We start from the raw sequence: 13936 nt of genomic DNA on the forward strand, positions 1-13936 counted from the left end.
CGAAACATCTCCATTCGTCCATAAATAATAGCTTTATAAACTTATTGTAATGGCTTACAATCAAGATGACATCCAATAATCTTGGTAAATAATAATAGAATCTTGCGACAGCCTCGGAGGCGCCTCTCTCATGAAAGAAAATTTCACTACCGCATGGTCGGAAGACTCGATTCGTTTCATCGCCAGCCCTTCCCCGTTTGCCAAAACAAACCTGTATTATGTACAAGAGATAGGTCATTTCCATACGCTTCCAGGCTATTTCACAGAACGTGAAGGTCTTAATTCCTATTTGATTGCATACATTTTGCGTGGTAGAGGACAGTTGAGATATCGGGATAACAGCTATTCTTTAGGAGCTCATCAGTTATTTTTCATCCATTGTGATAGCTACCATCACTACGCAACCCATCCCCAGGAACCACTCGAGCTTCTATGGGTACATTTTCACGGGAGTGCGTCTTCAGCCTATTACGAGCATTATGCAGCCTCACACGAGCCAGTTTTGCAGCAAAGCAACGAGTCCCACGTATCCAAGCTACTACGTCAAACATTGCAGATCCAACAACAACGAAACGCATCAACAGAGTTCCTCACATCGAAATTGCTTGTTGAGCTGCTGACAGAGATCGTCCTCTCTGCGCAGCAAATAGGCTTATCCGAATCGGACAAGCCTGATTACATCGATGCTATTTGCCAAACCCTGGAATCCAGATTCTGGGAATCCATTTCTCTAGACGAGCTTGCTCGTGAACATGCCGTTAGCAAATACCATATGGCCAAACGGTTTAAGCAGTATACAGGTTTCTCGCCTCATGAATACTTGATTAGCATTCGAATGACACATGCCAAGGAACGCTTGAAATACTCAGATATGCCTGTATCTGAAATAGCAACCACGATTGGCATCGATAACGTCAGCCACTTTATCAATCTGTTCAAAGACCGTACCGGTGACACGCCGCTGGTCTATCGCAAGAAATGGCAGCGGCCTCGCTGATAGAGTGGGATGTAAGGGGTGTACTTGCAATTTGCAGCTCCCCTGCTCCTATTTCAAATCCGTCTCATCCAACACAGCTGGAATCTCAATCCACGCCCGTACCCCCTGATCCTCCCGCAACGCGTACTGCAGGCCATAGCCTTCCCCGAAATGCAGCTGAATCCGCTTTTGCACATTAATAATACCGAATCCTTTACTACTCTCTTTCCCCTGCAAAATGGCATTCAACATTCCGATATCAGCAGGGCGATAACCATTGTCCTCCACACTAATTATCAGTTTACCTTCCGTATGCTTCACCTTGATCCAAAGCTCCCCATCATGGCTCATATTCTTGATTCCGTGGAGGATGGCATTCTCAATAATCGGCTGCAAGAGCACCTTTGGCATTAGAAACCGTTTAGCCTCCTCTTCGATTTCCCAATACGCCTTGAATGCATACTCATAGCGGAACAGCTGGAGCCGCACATACGCCTCCGCATGATTGATTTCTTCCATCACCGGAATGAGCAGCTTACCCTTACTTAGGCCAATTCGCATAATGAGCGACAAATCCTTAATCATTTCCGCCGATTCCGCCGCGCCTTCCATTAAAGTATGCCAGTAGACAGACTCCAACGTGTTATAGAGCAGATGTGGATTGATTTGTGTATGTAATATCGACAATTCAACTTCCTTATGCTTTAATTCAAGCTCATATTGATCATAAATCGTCTGATTCAATCGATTGGTCATTCGGATGAAATGATTGCTCAGCAGCACGATCTCATTTTTGCTCTCCGCATGCATGGTAATGCCCAAAGCTTTTCCTGGATGATATGAATTCGTGATTCGAGCCAATCGAGAAATAGGCTTCAAAATCGATTGAATGAAATACATACTCGCCAAAATCAAAATAAAGAAATAAATCAACATAATCCAATCGACCAAGCGTTGAACACTGATATGATCGATAATGATTGACTGGACTGGAACGCGCATCAGCAGCTTCGTCCCCGTAAATTCACTCGTATGTATGACCGACATAATCTCATTGCCGTTCTCGATCTGCTTATAAACCCCTTCTTCCTTGCCTTCGGGCACGCCAATCTTCGAGCCAATCCCGAAGGCTTCGGTATTCGTCGCCAAGACCGTATTATCGGAATCTAGCAGCAGTATTTGGGCATCTTTATACTTATCAAAAGGGACGAAATCCAACTGTAACGGCGTTTCAATGCCGGAAACAACCAAGTAGCCGATAACCGTTTCGCCGTTATAAATACTGTTTAGTTGCCTCAAATAGGCTACCGTTTGCGTGTTGTTCGGGTTATAACCGAATTTATCAATAACGCGAATAATGCCCTTCCCTTTCGCATTGCTGACCGCTTTATACCACGAAAGATCCGTCATATCTGTCGAATAAAACACCCCATTATTCAATAGGTCTGAATTAGGGACAAACGAATACAACTTATCCTTATCTGAGAAAAACAAAGAATATCTCACCGCATTGGTTGAATAATTGTTCAAATATTTATCTAACGCTTTGAAAATTTCAAAACGCTCATATTCAGAGGATGATGGGACGCTCACTAATTGTTGGATTTCTTGCGAAATCATAATTTTTTCCGTTTTTTCTTCAAAATCGCTGCTTTCGCGGTCGAGTGTCAAATGACTTCCCCGGACTAATTGGAGCAGAGCTGTCCCTACTTGTTCCTCCGTAATGGATTCCAACTTCTTGGCAACAACCAAATCCAACATGAGCGTTGGAATCACCACGAAGACGATAAGCAGCAGGATCAACTTTTTCATCAGCTTCATATTTTGCAGCATTTTACGCATCCCTCTTACCACCCTTTCAAAAACTTTCCGTCAAGCTGCCAGGAGCAGCACCGCTGTTGGTTAGGCTATCAGTACGTTCGCTATGCCGGAAAGAAACTCCTTTAAACGCAAAAGAAAACGCCTCCAGAATTCGCATTCTGAAGGACGCTTCTCCTTATCCTTTCACGCTGGATACTGATAAGCCACGAATCATAAACTTCTGGAAAATCAAGAAGAACAGTACCGGCGGCAGCATCGCCATGGTCAACACTGCAAAACGTACACTCCATGGAATGACCGAGTTGGAATACACCACATAACGATAAATACCTGTGGCCAGCGGGTACATGCTTTTATCCGTCATCACAATGCTCGGCCAGTAGAAATCATTCCACGTCGTCGAGAACGACAGCATGAGCAGCGTGCCAATGATTGGCATTGACAGCGGAATTGCAATCCGAATGAAGGATTTGAATTCACTTGCCCCATCGATACGCGCAGCTTCCAGCACTTCCTTGTGAATGCCATCGAAGAAATTTTTGAGCAGCAGCATGAAATAAGCATTTGCCGCCGCGGGCAACCAGAAGGCCCAATAGGTATTGATCATCCCTAAGCTTTTCAAATTCAAAAAGTTAGGTACGATGTACGTTGCTGGCGGAATCAACAGGGTAGAGAAAAAGAAAAGTGTTACCCATCGCTTGAACGGGACTTTCAAATGAGATAACGCATATGCGGCTAGCCCGATAAATAACAACGAGCACACGACATTCCCCATATAAATGAATATGGTATTTTTCAAAAAAGTCAGCAATGGCAGGTCGAAGCTGTTAAACGCATCGTCATAATTTTTCCAAATCCAGTGTTTCGGGAAAAAGGTAGGAGGAAACGTGAAAAACTCTTCCCGCGTTTTCAGCGAGCCAAAAAACGTATTCAGAAACGGATAGATCGTCGTAACCGCAATCGCCACGATGAGCAGCACCATGAGGGTGTAACCGAATTTGACGGATCCTTTTTTGAAATCATGCTGAGAAATTAATCCTCGTTCGCCTTGCTTCATGCTTTCTCACTCCTACGCTGCATGACGTTGTAAAGGATGGTCATTCCTATGAGCACAAAGAACATCAAGCTGCCCATGGCACTCGCTTTACCGAATTCCAAATCACGGAACGCCGTGTGGTTAAGCCATAACAAGTACGTCAGCGTTGCATTATTCGGACCGCCATCCGTCATCGATAGTTGTGCTTGGAAGCCTTGAGAGGTCGTGATCAGTTGGAGAACCAGCAATAATCCCATTAAGGTTTTGATGCTAGGCAAAATGATATAGCGAACACGCTGCCATACACTGGCGCCATCAATTTCAGCGGCTTCGTACAAATCCTTCGGGATCCCGACGATCGCCGCAATATAGATTAACGTAGCTGCACCAAAACTTTGCCATGTTTCTAGAACAACAATCGAAGACATCGCCAATTTCGGACTAAAAAACGAAACTTGGTCTATGCCTATTTTCTGCAACAAACTGTTAATCGGTCCTACAGCATCAAAAAACCACATCCACATGCCGTACAAAACAATGGCGGGCACTGCACTAGGTAAATAGCTGATGATACGCGCTGCCCCTTGAAACCGACGAAGCTCCGAAACCGCGATTGCCACTAACGGCGGGATCCAGAAGCCCAGAATAATACCCAAAGCCATATAGATCAATGTATTCTTAATTGAAATCCAAAGTAGATCATCCTTCAGAATACTCACATAATTTGCTAAGCCAGTGAAATGATTGCCATCTACGAAATCAACGTTATAGAAGCTATAGAAAATCCCTTTAAAAATAGGCACCCATAGAAAGAGAATGAATAAAACGACTTCCGGTAAAATAAACAGCGTCCCCCATAAATACCAGTTCATTTTCTTTTTCGATACCCGGCTTGCTACGATTGGTTGTGAACTCAGCTCTGCATCCATCCTAAACACTCCTTATAGTGAGAAAACCTCTACCTACAGCCACTCCAGAATAAGCGGCAGCAGGTAGAAGTCAGTTAGGCTTACCTATTCGACCTTCACTTTGTCAAACGTTTCCGTTTGTACTTTGGTCGCGGCTTCAGACAGTGCTTTTTTCAAGTCCACATCTTTCGTTGTAAATACTTTTTGAATGACATTCGCCATTTCTGTATAGTATTTTTGAGCTTCGTATTGCGCTTCTGGCTTACCATCCCATAGAGCAAGCAATTGTGGATCGTATTTGAATACGTTATCGTACTTCGTTAAGAGATCTGTATACTTTTTACCGAAATCAGAGGAATCTTTCCAGTAGTTGATCGGTTGTGGAATGTACACGCGGTTCTTCCCTTTACGATCTTCGATTTCTTTCTTCGTCGAGTTCAAGAAATCGTCAGTGAAGTACTCATCTGTAATCCATTTGAATGCCATTTCTTGTTGGTCTTTATCACTCTTCGGATTAATAACGCGATAGTTACCGCCAAGTACTCCCGTATGTTTGCCGCCTTTCGTAAACGAAGGCATAGGATACACTACGAGATCATCCTTACTAATTCCGCCTTCGTTGATCGCCGTATCCGCTGCGTTACCACTGCCACACATAACCATTGCGCCACGCCCTTGAGCAAATGCATTCAAAGCATCGCCATAACCAAGTGCCCAGTTCTGTGGTATCAGATTCTCATCCTTCAGTTTCTTGTAGAATTCAAGCGCTTGCAAACCAGCATCCGAATTGAACACGCCGACTACTTTACCATTATCTAGCTTCTGTACATCGCCACCCGCAGCATACAGGAAATTCGTCCAGTTCCAGCCCGCTTCCGGCCCTTTACCCATAGGAATAAAGCCTGCAATCCCTTTCGCTGGATCATTGATTTTTCTCGCTGCGGCTAGCAGATCATCCCATGTCCAATCCATTGGCGGAAGGTCTACGCCTTTCTCTTTGAACAGCTTTTTATTCAACGTGATCGTCATGACGTAACCATCAATCGGTACACCGTATGTTTTCCCATTTACAACAAAAGGTTTGGAAAGCAGATCATTCATATCTTTGGCATGCGCCCATGAACTCATGGAATCGGTAATGTCAGCGACCCATTTCTTATCGACAAGCACTTTGCCTTCTGTTGCATACGTCGTATACTCCGTTGGCGCGCTGTTCGAAGCCATTTTGATCCCGATTTCAAGCGGATTGTATTGCCAGTCGTCTTTTTTGAAATCCGCATTCGGGAATTTCGTTTTAAATCGAGCAATACGCTGATCTAACTGATCATTCTTCTCTTTTTGATCGGCTTTAAAGCTTTGAGCTGTAATCGTTACTTTCTTCGCAGCAGGTGCTGCCGTTGCAGCAGCTGGTGTGGACTCTTTTGCCGCTGGAGCTGGACTTGTGGTACTTGATGTTCCGTTGCTTGAACTGCACCCCGCTATCAATACCGTTAACGCAATCACACTCATTGTAGACGCTTTCTTTGCTCTCATGTTTGGTTCCCCTTTCGAATCACATTCACTTGTAGTTGCTACATTTTTGATTATAAGGGGAGTTCAAGGCGAGGGCGATGTGTCGTATTACGCTTAGTATGTCGTATGTTACGCACCTGATTGCTTTACTTCCGAGATATTAATTCCGAAATGTTTTTTGAAAATTTTGCTAAAATGCTCCGGAGATTCGTAACCGATTTCCTCGGAAATCTCGTAGCGTCGTTTATCTGTCGTCAGAATGAGACGTTTCCCTTCTTCCATCCGCAGCTTCGTGACATAGTCCCAGATGTTCGAGCCCATCACTTTTTTGAACAAATAACTTAAGTAATTCGGGCTTAAATGCACCGCATCCGCGATATCTTGCAACTTCAAGCCTTTATCGCAGAAATGACCCTCTATGTAGACTTTCGTCTCATACACGATTCGGTTGTTCGCCTCGTCTACACCAGCTATGGTTAAGTCGGGATCCGGATTGATGCTGTCCTTATCCTCAATATAGAACATGTAGTGACCCTTATTGGATTCACAACAAGTTAAGCTCTCGAGCGCTTCTTTATACATCACTGGCCACTGCGTAATGCCCTCTCGGATGCGGCTGATGCCGATTTGACTCTTCACATTCAAATATTTCAGCAGATTTGTATGAATCATTTGAGCCACCATCAACAGCTGGTTCACACGCATCGAGCCTCTGCTCTCCTCTTCTGTTATTTGCAGCAGCAAAGTGAAGGTGGAGTTGTGATTATTAAAAACAAGATGGCTCCACTGACTCGCGGTTTCCTCCATGATGTTCAACGCTGCGTATTTCAACAAACTGCGATCCTTCAACGTGGATATTTCCTGATCATGAATGCCGCCACGTTCTAATGATAATTTGATAGTCAGCATACTAAAATACGTGCCATTCATGCGATTATCCAGTGTTTCTTTTATTGTAGGGACCTCGGACTCATGGATTGTCCCTGTCACCAATTCATTTAAATAATAATTCGTCTCATGCGTCATATGGCCAGGCAGGGTACGCGAGCCTTCCCAATTCGTGAAACGCTGACCCTTCTCTTCCTTTTCCTTCAACAGCTTGGTCACAACAGAAATGAGATGCGGCGGCGTAATCGGCTTAACCAAATACTCCTTCGCTCCAAAACGGATCGCTTTCTGTGCATATTCAAACTCACCATGCGCCGACAAAATCACTATCGGAATTGAAGGATCCTCTAAGAAAATATTCTCGATCAACTCGATGCCATTCATTTTCTCCATCTGAATATCTGTAAATACTAAATCTATTTTCTCCAAATGTATAAAATCCAGCGCCTCAAACCCGTTATACGCGATGAATACCTCGTTAATGTCCAACTTGGACTGCTTCAAAATCGTCGCAACACCCTTGCAAATCATCGGCTCATCATCTACCACCAAAATATTAACCATGCTGCCACCTCGTTCATTTACTTGCCATAACTCCATTTTATTGTACAACAATCGATGTGAATATGTGTTTTATTACGTTTATTGTGTGGGATGTGTGGATGGTGGGTATGGAGTGTGTAAGTCGATTTTTTCGACTTACGCAACTCTTTTTGCCATGGTCCCCATGCGCAACTCGATTTTTTCGACTTACGCTACTTGTTACGATGCAAGAGACCTATCGCTTTTTCAGAAATCATGAATTATGACTTCTAATCACGCCTCTACCAATTGGATATACCAAACCTTTTGTTTCTAAATCTCGGACTACTTTTCTGCAAGTCTCACTTTTAAGTTGAAGCCACATACATACGTCCGTTAATCGAAAGGGTTTAGTAGCTAACAAGGCGAACCTCAAAACTTCCCGCTCGTAAACAGCCAGTTGTAGCAACCCGACACCATCTGCATTACCAATTCTGCCGATTAATTCATACAGATTTCTTTGGCAGAAAGTCGGTTTCTTTTCTAGTTCATCTCGGCTATATGGAAAATAGGTGTAACCTAGTATCGCAACTGAGCGTGCACGTGCTCTCTCGAATGAAAACCGGTCTCTCGTGATTTTCTCAGCGTGTGTGACGTAGCTATCCTCCTCAAACACTATTCTTAACTTAGGGTGAAATACGTCACCATATATCTTCACACCTGATAAACTCGTCATCTCAAATTCAAGCACTAACCCATCCAACGATCCCAATACAGGCAGAAGCGCCACTTCCAAAAGTTTCTTCGTTCCTGTCAGATCTCTCTGCAACATTTCCAACCTTTGACCACTTGCACTCCTAACTTGTTCTTCCCAAAAGATGTCATACTCCTTCTCGAACACTGCGATCATCTCCTCCAAAAAATAAAACGCCGCCAGCTCCGGAAAAATGAGCTAGCGGCGTATGCTTTACGCTTAAAAGGATTCTTATCTTCACGATACCAAATTACATAACACTAATCAAAATAAATCGTATAATCATCATCTCTTAATTAATCTGAAATCATCATAATGGAAACCTGGTGCAACTACACAAGAAACCAGAACGGGTTCATCGCCTAGCGGTCGTGCCATTTGCCATACATGTGCTGGGACAAGTGCCTGTGGATGCTGACCGTTCAGCACATCAGGACCTAGAATAATTTCCTGTGTCGCTTTAGGCTGCTCACTCGTTCCTCCTAATGTAAGCACGATCGGGCTGCCGGAGTGCCATAACCATAACTCGTCGGACAATACGGTGTGCCACTCCGAAAATTCATCTGGGTGAAGCAGGAAATAGATCGAAGTTGCTGCGTATCGCGAACCCGAGTATGCTGCATGGAGTACTTCTTTTGGGATTTCGAATGAGGCTTTCCATAGCTCTTTGTACCATCCACCCTCAGGGTGCGGTTTCAAATCTAACGTTTGAACAAGTGGTGACAGTTGTTTGGTAATCATATGATTTCTCCTATTTCTCTCTAAACTTACAAAGATAGAATTATACCATAGGGAAGTCACAAAGTGTATGCGAAAAAATTTCCGAAACCCCTAACGGAATAGCACGTATTGAAAAAGTGATCCATCTAACAAATGCTGGGAAACGAGGGAAGAAGATGCCAGATAATCTAAACCTTCAATTGAGGGTAGCGAAAGAACGGATGTTTCGACTGCACAAAGCAGAACGCAAAAGAGAAGATCTTCTGAATAGAGTATATGAGCAGGAACGTCTCATAGGACGGCTTGAGTTACAACTTGAATCGGAGCAGGCAGATGTAGAACGTTTAACGCGATTGTCACTTACAAATCTATTCCACACGATTCTCCGCAGTAAATCCGAGCAACTTGAAATGGAACGGCAACAAGTACTTACCGCTGCTCTTCAGTTAGAAACTGCCAAACAGGCACTTCTGGATGCACAGAATGCTTTGATTCAAGTCGGTGATGACCTCGCCAACTATCAACGTGCTGCAGACGACTATAAGAAGCTAATGGCAGCGAAGGAAGAGGCACTTTTAAACGCACCCCTATTATCTAGAGAACTTGAACGAATGGACGACAACATCGACGATCAGAAGCTTTTGGTAAAAGAGATACAAGAAGCACTGACTGCTGGAAAGCTTGTTCTAGCTTCGTTAACTGATGCCTCCAATAGCTTAGAGAAAGCAGAAAATTGGGGGAAATGGGACTTATGGGGCGGCGGCGGCATGATAAGCACCCATGCAAAGCATAGTCATGTGGATGATGCCAAACGATTCATTCATCAGGCTAATCACCAGATTCTGAATTTTCGTGACGAACTAACTGACTTGAATCGGAGTTTTCATATTGAGATTGACATCAGCGGCACATTGAAAATGGCTGACTATTGGTTTGATGGTCTCATTGCCGACTGGATTGTACAAGGTCGGATCACGAATTCTCAAAGCCAAACACTTTCAGCAATGAATAAAATTCGCCCTGTCGTTTCTCAGTTGCAAAAGGAGTTTTCGGCCGCAGAGGCTGCCCTGGCTGACCTGATTACGAAACGAATCAATTGGATCGAAGAATCTAACTTGGACAGTTGACAATTAAGAGCCACCTCAACCAACGTGAGGCACTGAAAAAGTCACCGTAAAAGGTGTAGTCACTCCATATTTTTGAGGAGACTGCACCTTTTTTCGGTATAATTATGAAGATCAAAGAACCACTAAATTTACGCAAAGAGACAGTTAAAGATGTCTTGGAGCAGCTTCGCATCTCCGCAGATTTACGATGTAAGTTAATCTATCTCCTATATCCATCAAACTCCAAATTTAAAACTAAGCTGTATGGGTTTTCCGGCTACTAATCGAAGATTGCTTAATTTGTTTCCTTGCATACGTAATCCGTCTATCGGGATGACGGGTTGCGGGAAAATTACATCAACCGCCTGACTGCTGTTTCGTGAAATCAATTCCAATTGAACAGAATCAACATCCTGATTCCATGACACGGTCACTTCAACTGCACCACGCGTCAGGAGAGGCCCGACTTTCCCCTTCCTCCAACGAGTGGGCAAGGCTGGGAGAATGTAAATTTTACCGGGTAGGGAGAATAGCATCATCTCCTGAACGGCAGCACTCCAACCCATATTGGCGTCAATTTGAAAAGGTGCCCAGTCCATATCCAACCCAATCCCCATCTTCCGCCAATCGTTATGCAATGTAAAGAAATTGTTAGTGACGCAGGAACGGCTTAGCAAGTCTAGGCATTCCAACGCTAAATCACCTTCACCCATCCGAGCATAATGATTGGCCATATGGGCAAATGACCATCCAGTCTGATCATTCAAACCGATCAGGAGACGCTTTTTCGCTGCGGCAATAAACGCTTCATACAGTTCAGAATCATTCTCGCGATTAACTTCTATACCAGGAAAAACAGGGTAAATATGCGATTGATGACGATGATGGTTATACTCTGTAAAATAGGGATGCATCCACTCCCGAACAGATCCATCCTCGTTCATCTGATAGGGGGGAATACGTTTCAGCATCGCTTTCCACTTGTCGACTTCATCCGGATATGCATGTACTTTACCTGCTCCGTCAATCAGATTGCGAAGCACCTCTTTGGCAATGGCAAAATCCATCGTAGCGTTGATAGTTATCTCAGCTGTTGCATCACTTTTCGGTCCACTTCTGTAATTCGCTGGAACATTCTCGGGTGAGACGGAAGGGCAACTGATATAATAACCATCTTCTCCAATGATAAAAAAATCTTCATAAAACATAGCCGTTTCCCTTAAAAAAGGCAGCGCACGATGGCGAAGGAAATCCAAATCCCCTGTATAGAGATAATAGTCATAATAATGCTGTGCAACCCATCCCGCTCCGCCAGTCCAATGGAGAATGTGCGGTATGGGATGCTTCAGTAGTCCGGAATCAGGAGCAGTTGGGGCAGGAATGTAAATCCCCCGGCATCCGTAAAGAGAGCGTGCATTGGTACGGAAATCGTCCATCAATCTTTCCATGTAATCGAATACGGTCAGCAGCAGCTCTGGCATATTTCCCGAAAGGGCTTGCCAGTAAATCATCTGCAAATTTTCGTTAACCATGTTAAACGCCCACAAGCCTTCGTATTCGCCGCACCATAAGCCATAGAGGTGACACGGATGACCGCCTTCGCGCGAGCAGGAAATCAGAAGATAGCGTCCGTATGCCCACATCTTCTCTACCATTTCCAAAGGTGCCTCCCCACGATAAGCTTCGAGAAGAAGCTCTTCGTTCGACCTTAGATTTCCTTCAACGCCCAGATCTAAGCTTGAAGCATGGAAAATACGGCCGTGCTCCTGTACATGTGCCTGCAGAAGCTCACTGTACTCGGCTTTCATGCCAGCTAATTGCGATCGGATTCGGCTCCATTCAGCATTCCGTTCCCCTTTAACAAACAGTCGAATGTAGATCAATACGCGTTCGGCACCCTCCACCTTCAGCACGCCGTCGCATGCCTCCAGCCTTCCCTCCTTCGTACTAATCCTGGCTACAGCTCCAAAGTCCGTTGCGTCATCATTGGACGCCGCAAAAAATAAGTACTCGCCTTCTATTTGAAGCTCTATATTTTCCGGTAGGAGGGTCGTTGTTTTCCTAACATCCTTTCGATCATGAAGATCGATGAAGAAGTCGGCTTGAATGAGGCCATCCCCTTCAGCACGGATCTCATAGATGATCAAATCAGTCGGACGGGATACGAATAAGTAACGTCCATAACGGGTATCGCCATCCTGCCAGGACACGGTTACTTCCCCAGTCTCCATATCCAGTCGTCGCTCATATTGCTTAAATCCAACCTTTGATGGCATTCGCACCTTGAAATCGCACAAGGGAAGCGGCCAAGCGATCTTGGTCTCGTAGCCCAATTCTTTTAATGCATCTGATAAAATCGGGTTCGCCTGAATCACTTCGCCAGCCAAAAGCATACTCCGCACCTGTGGCAGCTTGTCGCTGATATTCGGCAATTCAGGTGTCAGGCTTCCCGCCCATAAATCTTCATGTGTCAGTAAAATCGTCTCTTCATGCACGCTCCCATAGACAGCAGCACCGATTTTTCCGTTACCAGATGGCAGCGCTTCTCTCCATCCAGCCCCCCACCAGGGACTAGGGTAGTTCATGACTAACTCGTTCTTCCCCTTGGATATCATCAGCCAGAGTCACTCTCCAAATAGTAATTTACGATTCGAATCGTGTATTTCTCCTCACTTGTGATATGACTTTGACGACATCCATGGCTTCAGAAATTTGAATTCGGAAAGATTCGCGAAAGCGAATGCTTCGATACAATTCGTCCCAAAAATCATATTGAATAGCCGGTGATACAGGAATGACCTCTTCAACCCATTTCAATTCTTCAACATTGTTAAAATTCCCTATTTGTGGAGGTGTTTCTGGGTCCGCATGAATAGGTTGGAACTGCACATCGGGGTGAAGGCGCTTAAGCCGGATTTCTTTACCAATCAACGATAAAGAGCCTTTGCTTCCATTAATTTGATAGGTAGGTGAGGGCAGAGCCACTGCTCCGCTAATCTCAATATCCGCAATTCGACCGTTCTCCCCGGTTAATATCACCTTTAAATGATCTTCGGCATCTCCAGCTGCAAGGATTTGATCCAAATGGCTCCATATATGTATGATCGGAGATTGCAATAAGCAAAGTGCATGATCGATAATATGAGGGCCCCAATTTAACAGTTGGCCGCCACCGAACTCTTTTAACGTCTGCCAATCATTACGACGGTTATATGAATGACGGCTAAGCTTAATCGAATGGATTTCGCCAAGAATACCGCTGTTAATCAATTCCATAACATGAAGAAAATCGGGATCATATCTTCGGTTATGTCGAACGTAGATGTTTTTCCCCTTTTTGAGTGCCGTTTCCACTAATTTCTCAGCTTCCTGAACATTCAGCGTCATCGGTTTCTCAAGAACAATATCTTTACCTGCTTCCAATGCCATCATCCCGTGAGTAAAGTGATCATTGGACCGGGAAGCGATATCTACCAGTTCCACATTGCTATCGTTTACCAAGTCTTCGATACGTTCGTAACTTTTGCTGCCGAATTCTTGCGATAAAGTTTCCATTCGGGAAACAATCGGATCACAGCCTGCGGTAATTTGAAATAGATTCGTCTTGTCCCTTAATTCCTTGCAATGCATGCCGTAGCCTGCCCGTCCTAATCCAATAATCCCAATCTTTACTGGCTCCACACCATTGTTCAT

General features: G+C 44.4%; 11 protein-coding genes. 2 read left to right on the forward strand and 9 right to left on the reverse strand.

The window, feature by feature from the left end; genetic code table 11:
• Window positions 1-130: 130 nt before the first annotated feature.
• A complete protein-coding gene (locus L6I86_RS24610) occupies window positions 131-997 on the forward strand; it encodes a helix-turn-helix domain-containing protein (RefSeq protein WP_236291051.1) in 867 nt (288 codons plus the stop codon).
• A 48-nt stretch (window positions 998-1045) separates the two neighbouring features.
• Here L6I86_RS24610 and L6I86_RS24615 read toward each other — a convergent pair whose 3' ends face one another.
• The 7 genes from L6I86_RS24615 to L6I86_RS24645 form a co-directional block, all read right to left on the reverse strand.
• The gene (locus L6I86_RS24615) at window positions 1046-2818 is read right to left on the reverse strand and encodes a cache domain-containing sensor histidine kinase (protein ID WP_236291052.1); all 1773 of its coding nucleotides are present in this window, start codon (window positions 2816-2818) and stop codon (window positions 1046-1048) included.
• Window positions 2819-2972: 154 nt separating this feature from the next.
• Window positions 2973-3854 (reverse strand): carbohydrate ABC transporter permease, encoded by an 882-nt coding sequence (locus tag L6I86_RS24620; protein ID WP_236291053.1) that lies wholly within the window; start codon window positions 3852-3854, stop codon window positions 2973-2975.
• Complete coding sequence (locus L6I86_RS24625) at window positions 3851-4762, reverse strand: carbohydrate ABC transporter permease (RefSeq protein WP_236291054.1); 912 nt, start codon at window positions 4760-4762, stop codon at window positions 3851-3853. Before L6I86_RS24625 ends, L6I86_RS24620 begins: the two co-directional genes overlap by 4 nt.
• A gap of 84 nt (window positions 4763-4846) precedes the next feature.
• Window positions 4847-6274 carry an ABC transporter substrate-binding protein gene (locus tag L6I86_RS24630; protein ID WP_236291055.1) on the reverse strand — a complete coding sequence of 476 codons (1428 nt, stop codon included), beginning with the start codon at window positions 6272-6274 and terminating at the stop codon, window positions 4847-4849.
• Between the two features lie 108 nt (window positions 6275-6382).
• Window positions 6383-7741, reverse strand: a complete 1359-nt coding sequence (locus tag L6I86_RS24635) for a response regulator (protein WP_236291056.1) — start codon at window positions 7739-7741, stop codon at window positions 6383-6385.
• A 196-nt stretch (window positions 7742-7937) separates the two neighbouring features.
• On the reverse strand, window positions 7938-8564 hold the full coding sequence (locus L6I86_RS24640; protein ID WP_236291057.1) for a hypothetical protein: 627 nt from the start codon (window positions 8562-8564) through the stop codon (window positions 7938-7940).
• Window positions 8565-8702: 138 nt separating this feature from the next.
• Window positions 8703-9155 carry a cupin domain-containing protein gene (locus L6I86_RS24645; RefSeq protein ID WP_236291122.1) on the reverse strand — a complete coding sequence of 151 codons (453 nt, stop codon included), beginning with the start codon at window positions 9153-9155 and terminating at the stop codon, window positions 8703-8705.
• A gap of 158 nt (window positions 9156-9313) precedes the next feature.
• Here L6I86_RS24645 and L6I86_RS24650 point away from each other — a divergent pair, with 158 nt between their 5' ends.
• Window positions 9314-10264, forward strand: coding sequence for a hypothetical protein (locus L6I86_RS24650; RefSeq protein ID WP_236291058.1), 951 nt, complete (start codon window positions 9314-9316; stop codon window positions 10262-10264).
• Between the two features lie 215 nt (window positions 10265-10479).
• On the opposite strand, the gene L6I86_RS24655 is transcribed toward L6I86_RS24650, so the two are convergent.
• Together L6I86_RS24655 and L6I86_RS24660 are read right to left on the reverse strand one after the other, a co-directional pair.
• A complete protein-coding gene (locus tag L6I86_RS24655; RefSeq protein ID WP_236291059.1) occupies window positions 10480-12828 on the reverse strand; it encodes a glycosyl hydrolase family 95 catalytic domain-containing protein in 2349 nt (782 codons plus the stop codon).
• Window positions 12829-12886: 58 nt separating this feature from the next.
• Window positions 12887-13936: a Gfo/Idh/MocA family protein gene (locus tag L6I86_RS24660; RefSeq protein ID WP_236291060.1), complete on the reverse strand. Its 1050-nt coding sequence runs from the start codon at window positions 13934-13936 to the stop codon at window positions 12887-12889.

The organism is Paenibacillus allorhizoplanae (genome assembly GCF_927798215.1).
Taxonomy (GTDB): Bacteria; Bacillota; Bacilli; order Paenibacillales; family NBRC-103111; genus Paenibacillus_E; species Paenibacillus_E allorhizoplanae.